Below are 24,177 nucleotides of genomic sequence, written 5' to 3'. Positions count from 1 at the left end.
AATCTAAGTACGAACATAATAAATTTGAGGCCTACATGAACAACCTACTCGTTCACTCTGCGAAGGGTACACCCATTTCTATCTTCTCTGCTGCAGAATTAGCGTCATGGCAAGCGCAGCAGTCAAGTACGACACAGCTTTTCGTAAAAACCGCACAACTTCAATCGCAAAAAAATATTCTTATTCCGAATGCTGATTCTGGAGAAGTAGAGCGAGTTATTGTTATTGCTGAAGACGATGATTTTTGGCTATTGGGCGATCTTGCAAAGCAGTTACCAAAAGGTACTTATTTTATTGATATCGCTTCTGAGCAAGTTGAGAGCCACGCTATTGCGTTTTTACTGGGGGCGTATCAATTTTCTGCTTATAAAGAATTACCAGCGATTGTCGCAAAGCTTGCTATCGAAGATGCTGATATATATGCCAAAGTAAAAGCGGCTGTCGAGTCTATTAATCTTGCAAGAGATCTAGTAAACACACCGGCTGCCGATATGATGCCTCAGCACATGGCTGAAGTAATGGAAGAACTTGCCGAGCAATATGGCGCATCATTTGAACAAATCATTGGTGATGAGTTATTAGAGCAAAACTACCCAACAATCCACATGGTGGGCCGTGCGAGTGACAATGCTCCGCGTTTGCTTGACTTACGTTGGGGTAATGAAAACCACGCAAAACTTACGTTAGTTGGTAAAGGCGTATGTTTTGACTCTGGTGGTCTGGACTTAAAACCTGCGTCTGGAATGCGTAATATGAAAAAAGACATGGGCGGAGCGGCTCATGTTATCGCGTTGGCCAATATGATTATGGCGGCAAAACTGCCTGTAAGATTACGCGTACTTATCCCAGCGGTAGAAAATGCGGTTTCTCGCAATGCCTTTAGGCCAGGTGATGTGATCAAAACACGTAAAGGTATTACGGTTGAAATTGACAATACCGATGCCGAAGGACGCTTGGTTTTATGTGACGCATTGGCAGAAGCGCAAACAGAAGCGCCTGAGCTATTGATAGATTTTGCAACCTTGACTGGTGCGTGTCGCGTTGCACTTGGCACTGAACTGCCTGGTTTTTATTCTACAGATCAAGCGATTGCTTCTGAGCTAATGGAAATTGGTCTGGGTAATTCGGATCCTATTTGGCAACTGCCTTTGTTTGATCAGTATAAGGCGCTGTTCAAGAGCGATATCGCCGATATTGCTAACTGTGGTTCGACGCCGTTTGGTGGTTCAATAACAGCTGCACTGTATCTAAAAGAATTTGTTGAGCCAGCCACGACACCTTGGCTACATTTTGATGTGATGGCTTGGAACGTGAGAGCGTTACCGGGTAGACCTGTTGGTGGTGAAGCATTGGGTCTTAGAACCATGTTTAGTTATCTTGAGAAAAAGTTCAGCTAATCACAATCACAGAGCCTGAAATCTATGAAAAACCCAGCTACGTAAGCTGGGCTTTTAGTTTGTCTAATAACCGAATTGGTATAATTAATTTTAGATTAGTTTTACTGCTTTTCAGGAATGTTTTCTAAGATCCCTTTCATTTGCTGCCAATATAGGCCAACGCTTGAAATTTCTACTTTTTCCTCGGGAGAGTGTGGAAATTTGATGGTTGGACCAAAAGAAATCATATCCATGTTCGGGTAAGGTTCTTTGAACAAACCACATTCAAGACCAGCATGAATAACCATAATATGTGGCTTTTCACCGTAGATTGATTCATACATATCACGGAAAATAGCTAATACTTCTGAGCTTGGATCAGGTTTCCAGCCTGGGTAAGCACCACTAAATTCAATGTCTGCTTGTGTCAGCTCAGCCAGTGAACGCAACATACCCTCGACATCACTGCGACCAGAATCAATTAATGAACGGATCAAACATAGGACTTCTAAACTGTTATCTGTAGTAGAAATTACACCCATATTAAGTGAGGTTTCAACAACACCTGGAATATCGTCGCTCATGCGTACAACACCATTAGGGCAAGCATTGAGAAGCGCTAATACTTTGCTTTCAGAAGCTTGGCTCATTGGCAACGTGGTACTTTTTGAGGTGCTGAGCGCAAATGTGATCCCGGTTTCTATGGCACATAATTCTTGCTTAATGATGGTTTCATAAGCTTCAATCAGCGCCTGGAACTCGCTTATTTGCGTTTCATCAAAACTAATGACAGCGTATGCTTCGCGCGGAATTGCATTGCGTAGGGAGCCGCCTCTGATCTCGATAAGTCTTAGATCAAAGTCTGCGATATGATGCTTTAAGAATCTTGCGAGCAATTTATTAGCGTTTGCACGACCAGTGTGAATGTCGACGCCAGAGTGTCCGCCGCGTAAGCCTTTTAGAGACAGCTCAAAGATTTGATGGTGTTTAGGTAACGCTTCTCGCACGAGTTGTAGAGTTAAGGATGCATCTACACCACCTGCGCAACCCATATAGATTTCGCCTTCTTGCTCTGAATCGGTGTTGAGCAGAATTTCTCCTTCTAACCAGCCAGATTGCAAACCAAACGCGCCGCTCATGCCTGCTTCTTCATCAACGGTTAGTAACACCTCAAGTGGACCGTGTTTGATATCGTCAGCGTCTAATACGGCCAAACATGATGCCATGCCGATACCATTGTCTGCACCTAATGTAGTGCCAGTTGCAGTTACCCAATCATTATCAACATATGGCTTGATTGGATCGGTAACGAAGTCGTGTGCTGTATCGTCATTCTTTTGTGGCACCATATCAATGTGTGCTTGTAGTACAACAGGCTTACGATTTTCCATGCCACTTGTTGCAGCTTTTTTGATGAACACATTACCAGTGTTATCACGACGTACGTCTAAATTTTTGCTTTTAGCCCAGTCAACAATAAAGCTTGCTAGCGCTTCTTCGTGTTTTGAAGGGTGGGGAATGGCACAAATTTGGTCAAAAAACTTCCAAATTGCTTGTGGTTCTAATTGACTGATCTCGGTATGCGCTTTGAGCACAATAAACTCCTTGGATGAGCGATAATAATATTGCAATATTACCACCCACCCAAGGGCAAGATCGAGCAATTAACCTTAATTCGGGAGAGTAGGTTAGTTATTGAGCTTGACTCGCGGCCACTGCTGGTGCAATCAACTCAAGACCTGTTTTATCGCAATCAGGTAAACGTGCATCCGACATCGCAATTGGGGTCGTTCTTTCTCCCCATTTTAAATAGCTCGCAGCCCAGGTTAATCCAGCGCCAAATGCCGCCGACATAATATTAGCGTGTGGCTTAATAAGACCACTTTCGACAGCTTCACACAGTGCAATTGCAATTGTTGCAGCTGAGGTATTACCGTACTTGTCGATATTGACCATGACTTTATCATCTGAAATTTCCAAACGATTTTGGATCGCTTGAATGATACGAAGATTTGCCTGGTGCGGGATAAGTACATCAATGTCTTCTAGTGATAGCTGTGCTTGGTTGAGTACATCATCACATGCTTCACTCATACCTTTTACAGCACGCTTGAAGATTTCACGTCCCTCAAAAGAGAGGTCAGAAGGTCCGGTGCCTGCACAGCGGTCCATATCGGTACCATAGTTTGGAATGTGTAATATACTTCTGTCAGTGCTATCACAGCCAGTTTTGGTGCCTAATAGGCCGGTTGGTTCCTCACTTGCTTCAAGCACGACAGCACCAGCACCGTCGCCAAATAATACCGCGCTGTCGCGCTTTGCCCAGTTTACATACCAAGTCATACGCTCAGCTGCAACAATGACTGCTCTTTTAATCATACCGGCTTGGATCTGTGCGGTGGCATTTTGTAATGCATACAAAAAGCCCGAACAGGCCGCATTGGTATCACATGCTGCAGCACCCACGGCTCCAATATTCTTTTGTACTAAAGAAGCTGTATTTGCCACCATAGTTGACGGGGTGCAGGTTGCAAGTAGAACAAGATCGATGTCTTTACCTTCAAGTCCTGCACATGCCAAAGCGTGTTGGCTTGCAACCGTTGCAAGTTCGGCAGTGCTAACATGACTAACGCGTCTGGATTTTATACCTGTTCTTGTACTTATCCATTCATCATTGGTATCAACGATGGTGCTAATTTCATCATTACTGATGCTCGCTGGTGGAATGCACTTACCCCAGCCCGTGATTTTTGCATAAACCATAGTGTCTCTTATTCTAATCCGACCAGTTGGCCAATTTTTTATTTATACCAAATCCTTCACAGTATTGCCATAAAAGCGAAGCTGTGGCTTGTAAAACGGCGATATAACTGAGTTCGATCACACCTATTTTCGCTAGATTAGGTATAATTCTTTTATCTTAGCTTAGCTTCTTATATTTTCATGAAAATTGCGTTTTCTCCCAGCTCTGCATTGGGTCAACTGTTGTTGTTGCGATCTGTGGCAATCATCATTCAAATAGTGATGCTCGCTATCGCAGCTCTAGTTTTTGGTAAACAATTTGATTTTGTTGCAGTGGTTGGAGTGGTGGCAGCGGAGTCGGTATTTCAGCTATTAAGTATTTACGCCTACCGTAACACAAAAGAAGCCGCGTCTATTGGTATGACAATGCAATTGTTGGCGGACATTTTGTTTCTTACTATTTTGTTGGACCTGACGGGTGGAGCGACCAATGCGTTTGTGTCCTTGCTGGTATTGCCAACGGTTATTGCAGAAGTAACTATTCCAACTATCAACATGTTGATGGTGTCGGCTGGGGCGATTGGGGCTTATCTTTATCTTTATATAAAAATGTCTCATGAACATGTCCACCATATGGACATGAGCACTCACTTGCTCGGGATGTTAGTTAACTTTACTTTCACTATTATAGTCGTTGTTACCGTGGTGAGCATATTGGTAAAGCAAAATCGAAAAAAAGAGCGGGCAATTGCCATGTTACGAGAGCAGCAGCTACAGCAAGAGCAATTAATCGCATTAGGTAGTGCGGCCGCACAAGCAACCCATCAACTCGCCACGCCAATCGCACATTTGGCGCTATTACACGAAGAGCTGGAGGAGTCGTATCCAAAAGATCCATGTGTTCAAGAAATGTCGGAACCTCTTGGGAAATGTAAGGAGCAGCTTAATGTCTTTAGAGAATTCACTGAGTATTTAAAGTCAGCGTCTAAACAAATGATAACTGCAGAGCATCTTGCAGAGCAGTTAAAAGAATTAACGAATTTACAATTTCCACGGCAGCATTTTCGATTCGATATTACTAATGTTCAGGGGGGGCTGTGCGATGATCCTATGTTGATGCCTTCGATTTTGAACCTTATTAGTAACGGTGTGCGAGCAAATGAGCAAGCAAAACAGACGGACATAGAGGTGATATTTACCTCCGAGCCGACTGAGCATGTGATAACCATTCTTGATAAAGGTGAGGGAATAGCAGAAGAAAGGCTAGCGCAGCTGGGGCACAATGTAGTGAATAGTGAATCTGGGCTTGGCATGGCGGTACTGCTTAGTCATGCGACAATTGAACGGCTTGGTGGACATCTGCTTATTGAAAGCGACGTTACCGATGGGACAAAATGTACGATTAAACTACCAAGGGTGAGTGATGAAGTTACTGCTTGTTGAAGATGACGTGCCTTACGCACAAACATTGATGAGGCGCTTGGAAAAACAAGACTTTGGTGTTGAACACGTCACTTTAATTGAAGATATGCAGGTGGCTTGTAAACGAGAAGCTTTCGACTACATATTGTTGGATATGAAGCTAGGTGAGGCCAACTCAATAAACTTCATAACACAAATCAAGCAGCTCAATCCAAGCGCTCGCATTGTATTATTAACGGGTTATGCTAGCATTGCAACTGCAGTTGAGGCGATAAAATTGGGTGCTGATGACTACCTAACTAAGCCAGCAAGTACCAGTTTGATAGTACAAACGCTATTGGGAGAGAAAACTCAAGAAATCGTAGAAGAAGTCATGTCTCCAGAACGACTTGAGTGGGAACATATTCAGCAAGTTCTAAAGGCAAACGAAGGTAATATTTCTGAAACTGCACGGCAACTTAATATGCACCGAAGAACGCTGCAGAGGAAATTACAAAAGAAACCTGTTTATAAGTAGGTTTTCACTTATACTCATTATTAAATAAAATGAAATATGCTGAGTTAGTCGATGATATTCTCATTTGAAGCATTGAACCTTTGGGCAATTATTCTCGCCGCTTTGTCTTCCTTTATGTTAGGTGGTATTTGGTATTCGCCTATGCTGTTCCAAAAAACATGGATGGAGGGGTGTGGGTTGACAGAGCTTGACTTACAAACGAGCGATCCCAAAATGACTTTTGGCGTCGCATTTCTGTTATCTTTGTTGTCCGCTGTGTTTATGGCTGTGATGCTTGATCTATCGCTCTCTTTGTTAGCGGCTACCGGAGTTGGGCTTGGTGTGGGGGTTTTTTTCGTCGCCTGTTCATTAGGAATAAGCTATATATTTGAGCAGCGCCCGATGAAACTGTTTTTAGTCAACGGTGGCTATCATGTGTTACAGTTTACGCTCATTGCATTTGTACTTAGGATCATGAGCTAACTCGGTATGGCAAAACCCAATAAAAAAGGCCCTGTTAGAACCGTCGATATTTATTGTTCTGGATGCCGCCAGCAGCTATTTAAGTATCGTAAGGGAGGCAAGGGCAGCCTCGTTAAATGTTTTAAAGAACGGATCACGCAGGACTTTACCACCAACCAAGTAAACTGCCCCAATTGTGAGCAAGAGTTTGCCCGGGATACACTAGTGAGAGGTGCGCCAGCACTGAAAATAATTGGTGGCAAGGTCACCTTCAAGTAGTTATTACTCCAATTCTTATTGCTCACCTTTTTTTGTTATCAGACAAATGTCCTGTCTTGAATTTCCCAGTTTGTTACTATTTCGCCGTTTGGCTTTGCTGTTTCAATGAATGAAAATGACCCTTCCCATGGAACTGGGCCAGCCTATTGGGTCTTGCTAAATGGAAAAAACATGATCGATTTAATGTTCGATATCATCGGTATGACAGGCACTTTCTTGGTCGTTGGTGCATTCTTTATGCTACAACTGGAAAAGGCATCTCCCGATAGTTTAACGTATAACTTGATGAATTTAAGTGGTGCGATCCTACTACTGATTAGCCTTTGTTATAACTTTAACCTTGCAAGCTTTGTGATAGAGTTATTTTGGATCGCAGCGTCTTTAATTGGTTTATTTAAATATTTCAAAGCGAGAAAGTTGGCATCTGCTTAGGGTCTAAAAGAAAAGGCTAATCAAAAACTTGCGTAGTGGCTAGGAGCAAGTATTATTAAGTTAATCATATGCTGCTACGTAGGTTAGAGTAATCTAACACTACGAGTGAAGTGTGGGAACATAGAGCTCGTATAATATGAAAAACTTAAGCGCGTTAATTAAAGTCACTCCATTATTAATTCCTTGTGCGGTAGTCGCTGAACCAGAAGCTATGGACGCCGACCTTTATCAGCTGTCGTTTGAAGAGCTGTTGAATGTAAACGTCTCTATCGCAACCAAAACCGATGAGACTAGAGCATCGGTTCCCTCTAGTATTACTGTCTTTAATTCAGAACAAATCAATAGCCTAGGTGTCGACAATGTTTATGATTTAATGAATTTTGTACCTGGCTTTCAATCTACTCGAGGCGATTGGGTTGGAGCCGTGCCAAAAGAGCATACCCGTGGTGTGTATCTGGATACTGGACATGTGTTAGTGATGATTGACGGGCAAAGGCTGAATGAGTCTTCATTCGGTAAAGCGTCGGTCTACACCCCGTACATTCCCATTGAAATTATCAATAAAGTTGAATTTATTAGAGGCCCGGGCTCCGCGCTTTATGGTAGCAATGCCTTTCTTGGTGTAATGAATATTATTACCAAAAAACATAGTAATCAGCTTTCTGTTGGCTATGGTGAGCATGGCAGCGCTCAAGCGGCGATCAACATTTCAAAGCAAGTGTCTAACGAAACACAGGTCTACGCTAATATTGCATTTAATAAACGCACCGGTGATAGCTATTTTGGAGGTGCCGTAAAAGACCCGTTAGAATCACTTTTTGCTGTGTTTGGCGGCAATCATCAAGCGTTAACATGGCAAGTAAGGTTTAACCGCACTCAACTTGACGAGTTTTTAAATCTTTCCCGTTATTCCCCTGAAAACGAACACAAAAGCGAGAACTATGCGGCAACATTTGAGTATCAGTGGCAAATTACTGAGTTACTCGAGTTAACCCATAAACTGAGCTTTATTGAGCATAACATTGAAAGTGCAGGGCTCATCGTTACAGCAGCAGAAATAGGTATCACGCAAGGAGGTGACTTTTTAGTTGGCCCAGCTTGGCAATCTAGAGACTTAACTTATAACCTAGATGGTGGTTATAAACAAAATGACCATTTACAATGGAATTTCGGCATTGAGTTGTCAAAGGAAGAGCAAAGTAAAGCAGGTGTAAGAACTACTTACTATGACCAAACTGCTGGTGACATCATTATTTATAACCATACCTATTTGGGTGGTGTGCAGACAATATCTGACTACGCGCCATTTTATTCGCTACGTCAGGATTTTGATTCTTATGCGGGTTATGTTCAAGCTAAGTATCGATTTAGCGAGCAACTTAGTATGTTTGCAGGAGCACGATATGACGAAGTGAAAGACATAGACGATAATTTATCGCCAAGGCTTGCATTCGTTTACGGCTACGATGAAGCAAACACTTTTAAGCTACAATATGGAGAGTCTTTTCGTACACCAGTCAGTAATGAGCTTAACTCAAACGATGACGTTACATCAGGTAATTCGAACTTAACTTCAGAATATGTAAAAACGACAGAGCTGGTCTGGCATTATCAAGACGAGTCCAAACAATTTGACGCGGTACTGTTTAACAATGAACTAGAAGATTTTATTAATCTTGTATCCATTGATGATGAGCAAGCTGAGTTTACATTTGATAATGTCTTTGAGACGAGTATGCAGGGTATTGAAGTTAATGCTAATTTTAATTTGAGTGACTCAACATGGATACAAGGTGCATACACCCATTTATTTGACGAGCCATTAAACGGCAGTTTTAAAAAGTTTGCTGCACTTGCCTTTACTCATAAAAGAGAGGCGGTAGAAGTTACTTTAAATGCAATTTGGCGAGACACAACATTGATACTTGCACCCCCAGAGTCAACTGTAGATGATTTCAAGCAGTCAAGTTACTACCTCATTGGCGGTACCATTTCTTTTAATTTGGATAACAATACTAAAATTCAACTGAAAGCTGAAAATCTTTTTGATAAAAAATACACTGTATTTGATCCAAGATTGATTGATGGTCATGTGCCACAACAGGGCAGAAATATCATGATTCTGTTTGAATATCGCTTTGGATTTAGATGATAATTAAAACCACCATTTATGAACTAATGGTGGTTTAATTGTTTTTTTAGAAAGGATCAGGACATTTTCCTTTACAAGGGTAGCCATTCCATCTGAGGATGATATTTCGCGATGTTGAGGAGGATGAATAACCATCGTTATCACGAACTTTAGCCATTACAACGAAAGAGTCTCCATCTTGTCCAACAAGCTCAGTGGATGAACCACTCTGTTTTACGCCATTAACCCAAAGCTCCTGAGAACCAATCGAACCATCTTTATCTCTGGCAACGATATACACATGTTTATTAGCACTACCAGCTATTGCACTATGCCAAATTTCGACCGACGGTTTATAGTCACACACAGTTTCATAAACTGCTTCCGAATGAGAAAAAGGAACATTATGTGCTGTACAAGATACTAAGTGAGTTTCTCGTAAGCGTGCCCCAGTAACTCCGGTAACCCACTGTTCTACTAATTCTTGTAGCTGAGCGCTATTTGAAGTTTGTAATGGTATATACTTGCGAATTGTAACAAAGTTATCATCCACAACATGACAACTTCCAATTCCATAGGGACATGTGCTATAGGCATATTCACCTACGCACGAAGCTTCACCTTCATAAAAGTTTTTAGTACCTGTTTGCTCACTTCTGCAGTTAACCGGTTCATACTCTATGGCATTTGAGAGGCATGAAACACACATTAAAATTGAATAGATTATTGCTTTTATACGTTTTCCTTATTGTTTTTATATTACATACAAAAGATATCTTTTTATTTCTTAATGGTAAATATTTGGTATCTTGATTTTTTGGTTTTATAAAGTGGTGATCGAAATGGCTTTGGCTTATAAGTTAAAGAGTAGGATAGACAAGATGTTTTCAACTGGAGGCTTCTCATACCCTCTATTAGTAGGAATTTCTGGCGTTCAGGGCTCTGGTAAATCAACACTCAGCTATTCTCTTTGTAAACAACTTAGGGGAGTTGGCATTACCTGTAAGTGTGTGTCTCTTGATGATTTTTATTTAGACCCAGAAGAGCGGGCAGTGCTTGCTTCAAAGTTTCATCCGCTGTTTCAACAAAGAGGCTTGCCTGGTACACACGATCTGCAACTATTACAAGATGTTATAAGCAGGTTTAAACGCGGCGCAGCATTAATTTTACCAGTATTCGATAAATCAATAGATAGGAAGTTGCCAAAATCAACATGGCGAAAAGTTGATGCGGGTTTACAGGTACTTATTATCGAGGGATGGTGTATGGGATTGGAGGAGCAGCCTAGCGATGAGTTAGCATCTCCCGTTAATCAATTTGAGCAAGAGTTTGATAAAGACGGTTCGTTTCGCTTAAAAGTGAATCAAATTTTATGTGAAGAGTATCAAGCTATTTTTTCACAATTAGATAGTCTCATTTATTTAAATGGAATGAGCTTCGACAGAGTATATCAGTGGCGGCTGCAACAAGAGCATGTGCTCAAAGCATCGAACGGAAAAGGGATGAGTGATGAGCAAGTTAGACAATTTATTCAGCCATTTCAACGCCTATCGGCATGGGGAATTCGAAGCTTGCCAAGAATAGCGGATATTGAAGTGTGTTTGGGTGAGAATAGAGAAGTGCTGCAAATAAACACTCAGCTTGGCGAATACACAAGCTGAGTGTAATTTTTGTTAAAGTTGATGAGTTATGCTGCTAGTTCTTCAACACCAACGATTAGCCAAGGTGCATCTCCCGTCGTTTTACGCTCTAAGTGCCATATTTCGTGGATAGGTTCCTCTTGCATATCGCCGAGATCACGATATTTTCCAGTAAACTTAATGCTTACTTCCCAAACGTCAGGACGTGTATCTGCACGAACTAACTCAGCGTCAACAAACATCACCTCAGTGTTAACGTCACCTTGTTGCTCTCGTTCACGCTTGAACTCTTCAACCAACTCTGGGCTCAAGTATTCAGAAACCGTCGAAAAGTCGTTGTTATTCCAAGCGGTTTGGATGGTTTGATAATGCTGTCTTGCGCCTTGTAAAAAGCCATTGATGTCAAAATCTCTCGGCAAATTCATAGGCACGCTACTTGCGCCAAAACCACCGCCAATTGGTCCTTGGCTTTGAAATTGCTGTGGTGGAGTATTGTTGTAGCCACCCATAGGTGGCGCGCCGGCATAAGTTGGCTGCTGTTTTCTTGCAAGCATGCCCTTAACCAATTTGAAAATTAAAAAGGCAGCAGCGGCAAGCAGAATCATCTCAAGGAATTGGAATCCTTCAAAATCATCGCCAAGCATCGCGGCAATTAGACCACCGGCTAGTAATCCGCCGAGTACACCAGCCATAATGCCTTTTTTACTCGATTTAGGCTTTGCTGTAGATTTTGCATTTAATGCTTGTGTATCAGTTTGTTGCTTTTGCTGAGTCGTTTGCGTTTGCTGGGTTTTGCCTGAGCTCTTACTACCAAACTTCTTTCTCGCTTCAGCATTAAAACTGGCTGTAAATAAAAAAGAAACAAGGGAAAGTAACACAATGAAATGTTTCATAAAGTTCCTATATACCAAAATAACTGTCGCCATTGTAAAGAACTAACATGGCTATTTAAATAGGTATGTACCTCAATTAAATTTGTATTTTGAGAGGTTTAGTAAGGATATTGAGACACCGCCCCAAAGAGTGGGGCGGTAGCATTATAACCAGCGTAGTGAGCTTGTCACTTCTGATTGGAAGGTTTCAATTGGCGCACCTCGGTTTGCCACCAGTATAGTGTTGGCTTTACCATCATGGGCAATTAAGCCCTCAAAGCGGCTATCACCAAAACTATCTTTGCCGTCAATCGTACTTTGTTGACCCGCTGGCACGACAAAAACCGTGAGTGGACCAAATTCGGATTGCATAACCAAGTGAAGGCTTTTTTGGCCTTTAAAATTACAAAATGTCGCGTAAACCACTTTACCCGGCAAGTTGTCGAACTTACCCCCAAACATCGCGAGTTTCTCATTCACGGTTTGCAGTGACACTGTTTCTTGCTTCTGCAGTGCATTTTCTTCGTAATACACATGAGCAAGCGCATGTTCACCGGTATCGACAGGGTGTCCAAAACCGCCAAAGTAAAAGACCACGGCGGCAAAAAATACACTGGCGGCAATCGCAAATGGTGCGGTAGCGCGTCTAAACCAAGACGCTTTCACCACTTTTTGTTCTTCCGTTTCAAGCTCCTTTTGTTTTGCAATTATCTTGTCAGCCAACCCCTCTGGCACATCAATATCGAGTGATTTACCCAAGAAATCGTCGAAAGCTTGCATTTCTTCAACCAGCACTTGCAACTCAGGTTGCTGTTCGGCCTGTTTTTTGACCTCTTCATCATGAGGATCAGCAACGAGGCGGCGTCGAAATTCGAGTTCATCCATTAGTTTGATGCCCCCTTTATTGGTTCATATTCAGTCGTTAAAGCGTCTTTCAGCTGGTTTCGAGCACGGTATAATCTTGTCATCACCGTGTTTTTATTCAGCTCAAGTATATCGGCGATTTCATCCCCAGAACATCCCATCACCACTTGCAGAAGCAGTGGTTCACGATATTCTGGTGCTAAGTTGGCTATTTGTCGTTGCACAACGGTTTGCTCCATTGCATCATCCAAAGCCGAACTGGTATCGTCGACCAGCGTATCTTGTTCAACCTCCGCATAGTCAAATTGCTTACGCTCAAAACGACGTGCATTCTCTCGTCTTAAAATAGTTAATAACCAAGGCTTTGCTGCATTCTCATCTTGTAATGAATCGAGTGCGCGCCAAGCCCGCAAAAAAGTTTCTTGTACTAAGTCTTCTGCTATTGTCGGATCGCCAGACAACCAATAAGCGAACTTATATAGCTCTTTGTGGTACATCCGAACCAGTGACTCGTAGTGATGTTGTTTACTGGCCATATCTATGAGACCTATCTTTTTGCAGGTTTATTTCAACAAAAACTCATTTTATTTTAGTTGATTCTGGGAGTGTATCTCACACCAAGCATAATTGATCTGTTAATTATTTACTAACAAATCTAACTCGTCTTGCAATAAAAAAGCGCCCTGAGGCGCTTATTGGTATAGATTACCTAAACTTTGGCTTTTATTTGTGTGAACAGTGCTTTTAACACTGGTTTTAATTTCACCATATAGTTGAGACAAGTCTACTTTTTCTCTATTGCCTCCATACAACGAGCTTTGCAGCGTTTGTACTTGTGCTCGCAATGAGCTGGGTTGAAGTGCTAGCCATTGTGCCATGGTGATATTTTGTTGTTTGGTGTAGCGCAGTAGCGCTTGATAAAAGCCCGCTGGGTTATCTTGCTTAACCGCTTTTTCAAACGAAATAAAAGGTGCTGAATTTTCATCAGTGACCGTATTTACTATGGGGCTTGCGGTCGGTTTTGTTCTTAGACGCCATATTAGTAATGTTATTAGCCATAATGCGTATCCGAAAGCGGCGAGTCCCCACATCCACAGCGGGATAATTTGTTCTGTGACCACGTTGGTTTGCGTAGCCGTTGATGGATTTACGCTTGGACTTGAAAGCGGCTGCGGGATTGGAGCGGTCTGTGGTAAAGTGGGCTGGTTTGGATCGAGAATCACGCTGACAGACTTACTTGGTAATGTCGCAAACTCTTCACGTTTAGTGATGGTATTAAACCAGGGGAGTTTTACTTCGGGCAGAGTAAAATCACCGGCGAGTTGCGGTAGGTAAGCAAAAGAAATGGTTAACTGTGAGATGACTTTTCCATCTCGGGTAATTTGCTTACGCTCTGACGCGTCTGGATAAATTCTAAACCCATTAACGTCTTCAAGCTGAATGTCAGGGAGCTGCTCTTTAGTAACACCTACTGCTGTGAGTGTTAGTGTTCGCGTGATGGGCGTCCCAACCATAAACTCGGTATCTTTGGGCTGCCATTCTTCAGAAAAATTCAAATACTCACTGGGCAGCCAGTTATCAGCAGCGTTAGCTGGAATTGGAGATACTGAAAAGTCAATGGTATTGCCAACCGCAGAAGTCGCCATTCTACGATAGCCATCTCTGATCTGGCCGTTGAAGATAGGTGGTTCAATAGTGAAATTGCCACTCTTTTGCGGTTGGATCATGTATTCTCGGGTGAGCACCATGTAGCGTCGGCCGTCAATAACTTCGTATTCTTCATTAGCTTTGCCCAATTGTGTGAAGTTAGCACCATCTGAGATTGGGGCACTCAGTTGGCCATCTAGTAGTTCCTTTCCTACATAGAGCTTAACGGTATAAAGCGCAGCCTGTTGAACATAGAGATTTTTTGTCTTGAGTTCGGTTTTTACGAATATATCTTCACTTTGCTGCTCATCATCACGAGCAACAACTTTGATTTCGATCGGCTGGGTCGTTTCACCATCTACCTCTAACGAAGGAATGGTGTAAGTACCCGGAGTGCGAGCAACGAGCTGCATTTGCCAGGTAGTGGAGCTTGAAACACTACCATTAATGATACTGGTTCTAGAGCTGGTATTCACCGGGCTGGTGATAAAGTCGTTACTAAGCACAGAAACATCAGGAATAGTGCCTTTGACTTTGCCCTCAGCGATAATCGACAACGTGAAATATTCACCTGCGAGCACTGGGTTTTTGTCTACGCTGGCTGTGAGATTTTCCAATGCCAACGAGGCGTGGCTTAATATCAACAAAGACAGAAAAAATAGAATGCGTTTTACCATGATTTTTCAGCTCCTCTTGGTAGACGTCTTTGTTTGCGTTGTTGTGCTTCTAGTTGCATTTTATTTCTCAATAATATGGCCGGATCATCGGGTACTTTTCTAAGCAGTTGATTAAGCTGTTGCGCTTTCTCTATTTCTTCAGGGGTAAGCGGCCGACTATCTTGCATCATTGCAGCCTGTGCCTTTTCTTCATCCTGCGGTGGTTGCTCGGGATCGGGCGTAGGTGCGGCTTGCGCTTGCTGTTGTTTTTGCTCTTGAGTTTGTTCCTCGGCTGCTTGCTGGTCTTGGCGGGCAGCATTTAGCTCTGGCTCGTTGTTGTTTTGTTCTGACTCACTTCCTGCTTGTGAATTCTGTTGGTCTTGCTGACCTTGTTGGTCTTGCTGACCTTGTTGGTCTTGCTGACCTTGTTGGTCTTGCTGACCTTGTTGGTCTTGCTGACCTTGTTGGTCTTGCTGACCTTGTTGGTCCTGCTGACCTTGTTGGTCCTGCTGACCTTGTTGGTCCTGCTGACCTTGTTGGTCTTGCTGACTTTGTTGGTCTTGCTTACTTTGTTGGTCTTGCTGACCTTGTTGGTCTTGCTGACTTTGTTGGTCCTGCTGACCTTGTTGGTCCTGCTGATTTTGCTGCTCTTGCTGGTCCTTTAACGCTTCGACTAGCGCTTTATTATCCTTCGCTTGCGTAAACTCAGGATCTAAGGATAAGGCTTTTTCGTAAGCAGAAATCGCGTCGTCTAACTTACCAAGCCGTGCTAGCGCATTGCCCAAATTGTATTGGCCTTCTGCTGAGCTTGTTTGCTCGAGTGTTTTTACTGCTCCTTCGTAATCTCCGGCTTTATAAAGGGCTGCGCCTTTTAGTACCGGATTATCGGCAAGCGCGGCCTCATCAAACGCTTCATTTTGGTAGGCCTGCAGCGCGTTTTGGTCGCTATTTTTAAACCACTGTGTCCATTCATTCGCCAGCGCTTTTTGCTGCGGCAACATCGTAAAAACAACCAAAGCACTGAGCATAACTGCGTGATTTCGAACCAATAGCAGTGCGAGTGGAATAAGTACAATCAACAGATATATTCCCGCATCTACTCGCCACTTAGCACTTTCTTGGTCGCGTTTAAGCACCGATGTATTTGCACCCAAATTTGGCTTAAATGTCTCTATGTCACTGCTGTCAGCAGTATAGCTGGCAAATTTTCCACCTTTAACTCTAGCGAGTTTTTCAAGTCGAGTCGGGAATAACTTTGGTACGACTATCTGACCATATTGGTCTTTTAAAAAGCCGCCTTCAGGTAATTTGATTGGTGCGCCTTGCGCCGTACCTAAGGCATAGATACTTAACTTAAATGGGCTGTCAGAAAGAAGCTTTTGTACATCTTCAGCGTCTTCTTGTTCAAGTCCATCGGTTACTAAAATAATGTCACCATAGGTTGCACTTGCACCTGTTAAGAGGTTAACGGCTTCTTCGATGCCTGCATACACGTTTGAGCCTTTTGAGGGCATGATCTCTGGACGAAGGCTCGGGATCAAATTCTCAAGTGTGGTGACGTCCGTTGTGAGTGGCGACACGGTATATGCATCACCTGCATAGGCAACTAAACCTGTCTCGCCTTCTTTAAAAAGCTTGAGCATATCTAAAGTTTTAAATCTCGCTTGTGTTAAGCGGTTTGGCGCGAGATCGGTTGAGTACATAGAATAAGACATATCGAGCACTAACACTCTAGGTGCTTGAGTTTTAAATACTGGTACTTCTTGTTTTTCAATACTTGGTCCTGAAACTGCGATAACGGCCAACAAAAAGAACACAATACTAAGCCAAGAGTTACTTTGTTTTTGGTGTTTTTGACCACTGGATCCCATCACCACCTTCATCAGGTGCGGTGCGATAAGTTGCGCTGATTTTTGATTGGACTTTTTAGACCATTGCAGTGCACTGTATATCACCCAAGGAATAAATAACCAAAGCAGATGTGGGCGAATAAATTCAAATTCCATATATTTACCCTCTTAATTTTGTTCTTAATACGAGACTTAGCTGAGCCACAAAAAGCAAGCCGAGTATCGCGAGGAGAGGAATATAAAACAGTGAAATCTTAGGACGGAAAGTCTGTGTTTCATCACTTATTGGCTCTAGCTCATCGAGCATAGCGTAGATCTGTTGTAGGCCTTCCACGTCTTTTGCGCGAAAATATTGCCCACCAGTTTCTTTGGCGATATGTTGCAACGTTTTCTCGTCGATACTACTACCGGCCATTGAATTAAAGCCAAATAAACCAAAACCGCGTCTACCATCAGAGCCAACACCAACGGTATAAATTTTTATGCCTTCTTCTCGGGCTAAGATCAGTGCTTCTTCTGGTTGAAGGTTGCCCGCGGTGTTTTGACCATCGGTCAGCAAAATCAAGATTTTGTTACTTTGTTCACGCTCACCAAAACGTTTTACCGACAAACCAATAGCATCGCCAATCGCTGTGGCGCGTCCAACTAAACCAATTTGTGCCTCACTAAGCATTTGGCTAACCGTCGCTAAATCTCGGGTGAGTGGCGTTTGCAAAAACGCGGTGTCACCAAAAAGAATAAGTCCTAGACGATCTCCTTGGCGCGCTTCGATAAAGTCGCTAACAACGGCTTTGACGACAGACAACCTGTCAACTAAACGACCTTGGTATTCCATATCTTGCTCTGTCATTGAAGCCGACAAATCAACGGCTAGCATAATATCGCGCCCCTCGTTTGGCACAACGATTGGGTCGTCAAGCCAAGTCGGGTTTGCCGCTGCGGTTACCAGTAGTAGCCAGATAAGTGTTTCCATCAGGCTCACTTTTGCGCGTTTATTGAGTTGATTTGTGCTCGCGAGTTGTAACTTTGCGGCACTTGGCATACGAATATTGATGTTGGTCTGCGCGATACTCGGTTTAAACTTCGCAATTAGCCAAGGCAGAGGTAACAATAAAAAGGCAAGGGGCCAACTAAACTCAAACATCGAGACGCTCCTTCACTTTGAAGGTATTAATCGCACGACATAGTTTATCGCTGAGTGCGGGGTCTTGAGTCGGAGCATATAACGAGTCGAGCTCTTGCTGAGTGAGTTCAACGCGTGTGAGTCTTGCTTGCAGCGTTAACCATGCTTGGCCCGATCTACTCGCAGCGGTATCACCGTAATAATGTTTTACTAAACGTTTGAGTATGGTGTGTAATGCTTGGGCATTATCCTGCGAATGACTCAGTTTTACGGCTTCCTTTTTTGCCTTTAAAAATTGCTGGCGACGATATAATAGCCAACACGTAGCCGCAAATATTGTGAGTAGAACACAAATGGCTCCCCACATTGGATAAGAAAGTGGCCACCAGCTCACGCTTTGAGGGATGACCACATCATTAAGCTGGTCGAGTGGATTGACTTGCATTTAACCCCTCATGATTTGTAATTCGATTGGTAATGACGCGTCGTACTTTTGTAACGACATACCAGAGCGCTTAAGTAGCGCTAATCTTCGATTGAAAAAGTCAGACGCATTTTGCGAGAATTTGTCTCTAAATTGCTTGTCCATCAAGGGCAATGTCCAGTTTTGTTCACCAGCAGAGACCTCAATTGCTTGACTGTATTCAGGCAGATGATGCTCAAAAGGATCGCTTACCATACAACCAATGACTTCGTTATGGCGAGTGGCTCGCTCTAGCAATTTAAAGCTTTCATCATTCAACTCCGTAAAGTCCGAAATGAGATAAATCAGGCTGCCAGGTTTGGCTAGATGCACAAGTCGTTTTAAATTCTCATTGAAACGATCCCCCGAGGGGTGAGTCTCTTTTTGAATTAATGCTTGTTCGTGTAGGGCACAGAACTGATGAGCTAGCGCAAGCACTCCACGGTCGCGAGCAATCGGTTTTAGCTCGTGGTGATTGCTGTCATTAAATACCACACCACCAACACGGTCGCCGCGTTGGCATGCAGCCCAAGACACTAAAATGCCTAAGTGCGCAGCAAGTACTGACTTAAGTAACAGCTTTGAACCAAATAGCATGCTTGAGGAAAAGTCACAAAATACAAAAACGGGTCGCTCTTTCTCTTCTTGAAAGAGTTTCGTGTGTGCTTCACCGGTACGTGCGGTAACTCGCCAGTCAATTGCACGAATATCATCACCATATTGGTATTGTCTGACTTCAGCGAACTCCATACCTCGACCTTTATGCGGTGCAAGGTATTGACCTGATTGAGCACTTTTCACTTTTCCTCTCGGTTTAAGCGAAAGTAAATTCGCTTTGGACTTATAAAAAAGTAGCTCTTTCAGGCTGAGTTCGACACCATTACTGTGGCTTTCATTAAACCAGCTGGCCGAGTTAAACTGCTTGATGTCGTTCATAGTATTATGGAACAGCAACCAATTCTAAAATCTTACTGATCACCTGATCTTTGGTGATCCCATCGGCCTGTGCTTCATAACTCAGCACGATACGGTGGCGTAGCACGTTATGCACCACAGCTTGAATATCTTCTGGTGTGACAAAATCTCTGCCTTGTAGCCAAGCATGAGCACGAGAACATTTATCAAGTGCAATTGTAGCTCGAGGGCTCGCACCATAATCAATCCAACTCGCAAGTGTTGCATCAAAGCGTTGTGGCTGTCTGGTCGCAATAATTAATTGCACAAGATATTGCTCTAGTGGCTCAGCAAGATGCATGCTTAGTACGGTTTTACGGGCCTCAAATAGGGTTGCTTGACTAATAGGTGTGAAGGTTGCTTGGTACTCCTCCAATGCCTCGCCACGAGTGAGGCGTAAAATATCGACCTCAGTTTCTGCATCCGGATAATCGATATTCAGATGGAGTAAAAAGCGGTCAAGCTGCGCTTCCGGTAACGGATATGTACCTTCTTGCTCAAGCGGGTTTTGCGTTGCCATTACCATAAATAGCTCAGGTAACGGATACGTTGTTTTGCCAACGGTTATTTGGCGCTCAGCCATTGCTTCTAGTAGCGCTGATTGCACTTTGGCTGGGGCTCGGTTGATTTCGTCAGCCAAAATCAAATGATGAAAAAGCGGGCCTTTCTCAAATACAAATTCATTGGTTTGTTGGCGATAGATATCTGTACCAGTTACATCAGAAGGCAATAAGTCTGGGGTAAATTGGACGCGTTGGAAGCTCCCTTCAATGCCTTTAGCCAGCGCATTTACTGCACGGGTCTTAGCAAGACCAGGGGGGCCTTCAACCAATAAATGACCATCTGCTAAAAGCGCGATAAGCAAGGATTCGGTCAGTGCACTTTGTCCTAAAATTTGGGTATCTAAATATTCTTTTAGTTGAGAAAACTCGTTTACTGCCATGAGACTGCCTTTTAAGCCGACAAAAATAAAAATAGTTATATGGACGCTGAATGAATAATCAAGTTGATTAGACCCATAATTTTAGAAAAGTTCATAAATTTTAAATAACAATTTCAAATACTTTGAGATTGCTTGAAAAAGCATCTAAAGTTGGTTTTCACGGTTTAAAAAGCAGCCATTTCGTGCTTTGCTATTGGCAACTTCGATTTGGTTGTTTAGAATCGGAGGAAATTAACAGGTCAGACCTGTCAGCGGGAGAGCAAAATTCATGTCTGAACAAAACATACTAAAAACATCAAAAGGCGACCGAATCGCTATCGTGAGCGGCCTGCGTACGCCATTCGCAAAGCAAGCTACCGCTTTTCACCACGTTCCAGCCCTAGATTTAGGTAAAATCGTCGTCAACGAAATGCTTGAGCGTTTGAACTTCGATCGTAAAGAAATCGACCAACTGGTATTCGGCCAAGTTGTACAAATGCCGGAAGCACCAAACATTGCGCGTGAAATTGTGCTTGGCACTGGCATGCCAGTTTCTGTTGATGCTTACTCTGTATCACGTGCATGCGCAACCAGTTTCCAGGCGATTGCTAACGTTGCAGAGAGCATTATTTCAGGCCAAGTGAGTGTCGGTGTTGCTGGTGGTGCGGATTCTTCATCAGTGTTACCGATTGGCGTGAGCAAAAAGCTTGCAGGTAGCCTTGTTGACTTGAACAAAGCACGTACGCTTAAGCAGCGTTTACAGATTTTCTCAAAGCTAAGACTCAAAGACTTACTGCCAGTGCCACCGGCAGTTGCGGAATATTCAACTGGCTTATCAATGGGGCAAACCGCTGAGCAAATGGCTAAGACTCACGGGATCAGCCGTGCAGATCAAGATGTGATGGCGCACCGTTCACATACCTTAGCTGCAAAAGCATGGTCGGAAGGCTTATTAAACAATGAAGTGATGGCTGCCCATGTTGAGCCATACAAAAGCTTTATTGATAAAGATAATAACATCCGTGAAAACTCCTCATTGGAAAGCTACGCCAAGTTAAAGCCTGTATTTGACAGACAGCACGGCTCAGTAACTGCAGCAAATGCAACGCCACTGACCGATGGTGCGGCGGCAGTATTAATGATGAGCGAAAGCAAAGCCAAAGCGCTTGGTTATGACATCTTAGGTTATGTGCGTAGTTTCGCCTTCTCTGCTATCGGCGTACATGAAGATATGTTGATGGGTCCTGCACATTCAACGCCTGTAGCACTTGACCGAGCGGGTATTACACTTGCTGATCTTGACCTGATAGAAATGCATGAAGCTTTCGCAGCGCAAGCGCTGTCCAATATGAAAATGTTTGGCTCAGACAAATTCGCGCAAGAAAAACTTGGTCGCAGTAAAGCAATTGGCGAAATCGACATGGATAAGTTTAACGTGCTTGGTGGTTCACTTGCATATGGTCACCCATTCGCAGCAACCGGCGCACGCTTGATCACGCAAAGCCTACATGAGCTTAAGCGCCGCGGCGGTGGTCTTGCATTGACAACTGCCTGTGCTGCAGGTGGTCTTGGAGCAGCATTCGTATTGGAGAGCGCATAATGTCAGTATTTTCTTATGAATTAAACGACCATAAAGTCGCCATCGTTACAATCGACGTACCGGGCGAAAAAATGAACACCCTACGTGATACATTTGCTGATGAATTACTAGAGATCATCGCAAAGAGTAAGCAAGACGACGTAACGGGTATGGTTTTTATCAGTGGTAAAGACGATAATTTTATCGCTGGTGCAGACATTAAAATGCTAGACAGCGCGAAAACCCGTGAAGATGCGTTAGCGATTTCGGAAATGTGTCATAAAACCTTCTTTAAATTGGCTGATTTACCATTCCCAACCGTTGCTGCGATCCACGGTGTAGCACTGGGTGGCGGCTTGGAGTTTGCGCTGGCTTGTGATTACCGTGTATGTACTGAAGACAGCAAGACTAAACTGGGTCTTCCAGAAGTACAGCTTGGTCTATTGCCAGGTGGTGGCGGTACACAGCGTCTACCGAAATTAGTTGGTATTCAAAAAGCACTTGAATGGATGCTAACTGGTAAACAAGTTCGACCTAAGCAAGCGAAAAAAGCGGGCCTAGTTGACGATTCCGTGCCACACAGTATTCTACTCGACGTAGCGGTGAAGCTTGCCAGAAAAGGTAAGCCTAAGCCTCGCAAACCGAATTTAGACAAAATTAGCCAATTGCTAGAGTCTAACCCGTTCGGACGCAATATCATTTTCAAAAAAGCACAAGAAAATGTTGAGAAGAAAACGGGTGGTCACTATCCAGCGCCGCTCGCTATCATCAAAGCGGTACGTGCATCTGTAGAGCTGGACAAGCTAAAAGGTTATAAAACCGAAGCCGAGGGTTTTGCTGATTTAGTGATGTCTGAAGTATCGCGCTCGCTACGTGGGATTTTCTTTGCCACAACGGAAATGAAAAAGGATTTCCAAGGTGAAGATCTTGCTCCTGTGAAGCGTGTTGCAGTGCTAGGTGGTGGCTTAATGGGCGCAGGTATTACCCATGTTAGTGCGGTTAAAGCAGGCACTCCAGTACGTATTAAAGATGTTGCGCATCAGGGCATTAGCAACGCATTAAATTACAGCTATAAGATCCTAACGCAACGCCAAAAGCGCCGTATTATTTCAAAGGCAGAGATGCAGTCAACTTTGAATATGATCACGGGGACAACAGATTACTCTGGTTTTAAACACACAGACATGGTGATTGAAGCTGTATTTGAAGACTTAGACCTGAAACAGTCGATGGTAGCGGATATTGAACGCGAATGCAGTGAGAGTACGATATTTGCAAGTAATACGTCATCATTACCAATCGGCCAAATCGCGGCAAAAGCAACGCGTCCTGAAAACGTAATTGGTTTGCATTATTTCTCGCCAGTAGAAAAAATGCCGCTGGTGGAGATCATTCCGCACGATACCACCAGTGATGAGGTTATTGCGCGCACTGTGGCGTTTGCTCGCAAGCAGGGGAAAACCCCAATCGTAGTAAAAGACAAAGCTGGTTTTTACGTAAACCGTATTCTGGCTCCTTATGTCAACGAAGCGGCAAATCTTTTGCTTGCCGGTGAGCCGATAGAGAAAATCGATCAAGCCTTGGTTGAGTTTGGTTTCCCTGTTGGTCCTCTTGCGCTTCTTGATGAAGTAGGTGTAGACATTGGCTCTAAGATTGCGCCAATTCTAGAAAAAGAATTAGGTGCTCGCTTTAAGGCGCCGGATGCTTTTGCACGTATGATAGATAGCAAACGTCTTGGTCGCAAATCTGGTCGTGGTTTCTACACCTATGAAGGTAAAAAAGGCAAGCAAGTGGACGAGTCAGTTTATGAGTTACTCGGGGTCACGCCTTCTCCTAAATTGAATAAACAAGAAATTGCGAACCGCTGCGTTGCACAGATGCTCAATGAGGCTGCTCGCTGTCTTGATGAAGGTATTATTCGTAATGCAAGAGATGGTGATATCGGTGCTATTTTTGGCATTGGTTTCCCACCATTCTTGGGCGGCCCATTTAGTTATATGGACAAAAAAGGTGCCAATAAGGTGTGCTCAGAGTTATCAACATACGCTGCTGATAACCCTGCATTTACACCTGCGGAGCCGCTACTTGCAATGGCTGAAGAAGGCAAAGCTTATTACGAGTAACGATACCAATTTATCTTAATTGAAAATATCCTATCTGTAAGCCGCTGTAATGCGGCTTTTTTCGTTCTCTGGTCTAGACTTAATAGCTGTAATGGTATGTAACTTTTGTACCATCGACATAGATTCTACAGCACCTAGACGGCC

22 protein-coding genes are annotated in these 24,177 nt (G+C 43.4%); 10 read left to right on the top strand and 12 right to left on the bottom strand.

Annotation, left to right across the window (positions count from 1 at the left end):
• Positions 1-35 precede the first annotated feature (35 nt).
• Positions 36-1,397 carry a leucyl aminopeptidase family protein gene (locus ABMY45_RS20220; protein ID WP_206471879.1) on the top strand — a complete coding sequence of 454 codons (1,362 nt, stop codon included), beginning with the start codon at positions 36-38 and terminating at the stop codon, positions 1,395-1,397.
• A gap of 101 nt (positions 1,398-1,498) precedes the next feature.
• Here ABMY45_RS20220 and ABMY45_RS20215 read toward each other — a convergent pair whose 3' ends face one another.
• Together ABMY45_RS20215 and ABMY45_RS20210 are read right to left on the bottom strand one after the other, a co-directional pair.
• Positions 1,499-2,971 (bottom strand): aminoacyl-histidine dipeptidase, encoded by a 1,473-nt coding sequence (locus ABMY45_RS20215; RefSeq protein ID WP_102057899.1) that lies wholly within the window; start codon positions 2,969-2,971, stop codon positions 1,499-1,501.
• 97 nt (positions 2,972-3,068) lie between these two features.
• Positions 3,069-4,139 (bottom strand): ketoacyl-ACP synthase III, encoded by a 1,071-nt coding sequence (locus ABMY45_RS20210; RefSeq protein ID WP_010605206.1) that lies wholly within the window; start codon positions 4,137-4,139, stop codon positions 3,069-3,071.
• 237 nt (positions 4,140-4,376) lie between these two features.
• Here ABMY45_RS20210 and ABMY45_RS20205 point away from each other — a divergent pair, with 237 nt between their 5' ends.
• From ABMY45_RS20205 to ABMY45_RS20180, 6 genes are all read left to right on the top strand, one after another.
• Positions 4,377-5,561: an ATP-binding protein gene (locus tag ABMY45_RS20205; protein ID WP_349289420.1), complete on the top strand. Its 1,185-nt coding sequence runs from the start codon at positions 4,377-4,379 to the stop codon at positions 5,559-5,561.
• Complete coding sequence (locus ABMY45_RS20200; protein WP_010605208.1) at positions 5,542-6,057, top strand: response regulator; 516 nt, start codon at positions 5,542-5,544, stop codon at positions 6,055-6,057. Before ABMY45_RS20205 ends, ABMY45_RS20200 begins: the two co-directional genes overlap by 20 nt.
• A 51-nt stretch (positions 6,058-6,108) precedes the next feature.
• Positions 6,109-6,519 (top strand): DUF1761 domain-containing protein, encoded by a 411-nt coding sequence (locus tag ABMY45_RS20195; protein WP_010605209.1) that lies wholly within the window; start codon positions 6,109-6,111, stop codon positions 6,517-6,519.
• A 6-nt stretch (positions 6,520-6,525) separates the two neighbouring features.
• Entirely contained in the window at positions 6,526-6,777 is a 252-nt protein-coding gene (locus tag ABMY45_RS20190; RefSeq protein WP_206471881.1) for a hypothetical protein, read from the top strand.
• Positions 6,778-6,948: 171 nt separating this feature from the next.
• Positions 6,949-7,209 (top strand): hypothetical protein, encoded by a 261-nt coding sequence (locus ABMY45_RS20185; protein WP_010379248.1) that lies wholly within the window; start codon positions 6,949-6,951, stop codon positions 7,207-7,209.
• Between the two features lie 136 nt (positions 7,210-7,345).
• Entirely contained in the window at positions 7,346-9,361 is a 2,016-nt protein-coding gene (locus tag ABMY45_RS20180) for a TonB-dependent receptor (RefSeq protein ID WP_349289419.1), read from the top strand.
• A gap of 46 nt (positions 9,362-9,407) precedes the next feature.
• Here the strand turns inward: ABMY45_RS20180 and ABMY45_RS20175 are convergent, their stop codons facing one another.
• Positions 9,408-10,049, bottom strand: a complete 642-nt coding sequence (locus tag ABMY45_RS20175; RefSeq protein ID WP_349289418.1) for a hypothetical protein — start codon at positions 10,047-10,049, stop codon at positions 9,408-9,410.
• 172 nt (positions 10,050-10,221) lie between these two features.
• Here ABMY45_RS20175 and ABMY45_RS20170 point away from each other — a divergent pair, with 172 nt between their 5' ends.
• Positions 10,222-11,001, top strand: a complete 780-nt coding sequence (locus ABMY45_RS20170; RefSeq protein WP_349289417.1) for a kinase — start codon at positions 10,222-10,224, stop codon at positions 10,999-11,001.
• A gap of 26 nt (positions 11,002-11,027) precedes the next feature.
• On the opposite strand, the gene ABMY45_RS20165 is transcribed toward ABMY45_RS20170, so the two are convergent.
• The 9 genes from ABMY45_RS20165 to ABMY45_RS20125 form a co-directional block, all read right to left on the bottom strand.
• A complete protein-coding gene (locus tag ABMY45_RS20165; protein ID WP_010605214.1) occupies positions 11,028-11,873 on the bottom strand; it encodes a Tim44-like domain-containing protein in 846 nt (281 codons plus the stop codon).
• Between the two features lie 144 nt (positions 11,874-12,017).
• Positions 12,018-12,737, bottom strand: a complete 720-nt coding sequence (locus tag ABMY45_RS20160) for a DUF3379 family protein (RefSeq protein ID WP_010605215.1) — start codon at positions 12,735-12,737, stop codon at positions 12,018-12,020.
• The gene (locus tag ABMY45_RS20155) at positions 12,737-13,252 is read right to left on the bottom strand and encodes a sigma-70 family RNA polymerase sigma factor (RefSeq protein WP_010605216.1); all 516 of its coding nucleotides are present in this window, start codon (positions 13,250-13,252) and stop codon (positions 12,737-12,739) included. The genes ABMY45_RS20160 and ABMY45_RS20155 overlap by 1 nt, the downstream gene beginning before the upstream one ends.
• A 156-nt stretch (positions 13,253-13,408) precedes the next feature.
• Positions 13,409-15,040: a BatD family protein gene (locus ABMY45_RS20150; RefSeq protein ID WP_349289416.1), complete on the bottom strand. Its 1,632-nt coding sequence runs from the start codon at positions 15,038-15,040 to the stop codon at positions 13,409-13,411.
• Complete coding sequence (locus tag ABMY45_RS20145) at positions 15,034-17,025, bottom strand: VWA domain-containing protein (RefSeq protein WP_349289415.1); 1,992 nt, start codon at positions 17,023-17,025, stop codon at positions 15,034-15,036. Before ABMY45_RS20145 ends, ABMY45_RS20150 begins: the two co-directional genes overlap by 7 nt.
• A gap of 4 nt (positions 17,026-17,029) precedes the next feature.
• Positions 17,030-18,013: a VWA domain-containing protein gene (locus ABMY45_RS20140; RefSeq protein WP_349289414.1), complete on the bottom strand. Its 984-nt coding sequence runs from the start codon at positions 18,011-18,013 to the stop codon at positions 17,030-17,032.
• Positions 18,006-18,437, bottom strand: a complete 432-nt coding sequence (locus ABMY45_RS20135) for a DUF4381 domain-containing protein (protein WP_010605220.1) — start codon at positions 18,435-18,437, stop codon at positions 18,006-18,008. Before ABMY45_RS20135 ends, ABMY45_RS20140 begins: the two co-directional genes overlap by 8 nt.
• The gene (locus ABMY45_RS20130) at positions 18,438-19,391 is read right to left on the bottom strand and encodes a DUF58 domain-containing protein (RefSeq protein WP_349289413.1); all 954 of its coding nucleotides are present in this window, start codon (positions 19,389-19,391) and stop codon (positions 18,438-18,440) included. It lies immediately after the preceding gene.
• A gap of 4 nt (positions 19,392-19,395) precedes the next feature.
• Positions 19,396-20,352 (bottom strand): MoxR family ATPase, encoded by a 957-nt coding sequence (locus ABMY45_RS20125; RefSeq protein ID WP_010377722.1) that lies wholly within the window; start codon positions 20,350-20,352, stop codon positions 19,396-19,398.
• A gap of 268 nt (positions 20,353-20,620) precedes the next feature.
• On the opposite strand from ABMY45_RS20125, the gene fadI reads away from it, so the two are divergent.
• Both fadI and fadJ read left to right on the top strand, forming a co-directional pair.
• On the top strand, positions 20,621-21,931 hold the full coding sequence (fadI, locus tag ABMY45_RS20120; RefSeq protein WP_349289412.1) for an acetyl-CoA C-acyltransferase FadI: 1,311 nt from the start codon (positions 20,621-20,623) through the stop codon (positions 21,929-21,931).
• Entirely contained in the window at positions 21,931-24,033 is a 2,103-nt protein-coding gene (gene fadJ, locus ABMY45_RS20115) for a fatty acid oxidation complex subunit alpha FadJ (protein WP_349289411.1), read from the top strand. Before fadI ends, fadJ begins: the two co-directional genes overlap by 1 nt.
• The last annotated feature ends 144 nt before the right edge of the window (positions 24,034-24,177 follow it).

It is taken from the genome of Pseudoalteromonas sp. XMcav11-Q (assembly GCF_040104525.1).
Lineage (GTDB): Bacteria > Pseudomonadota > Gammaproteobacteria > Enterobacterales > Alteromonadaceae > Pseudoalteromonas.
The sequence above is the reverse complement of the archived record's forward strand: the minus strand, read 5'-3'. Positions and strand labels throughout refer to the sequence as shown.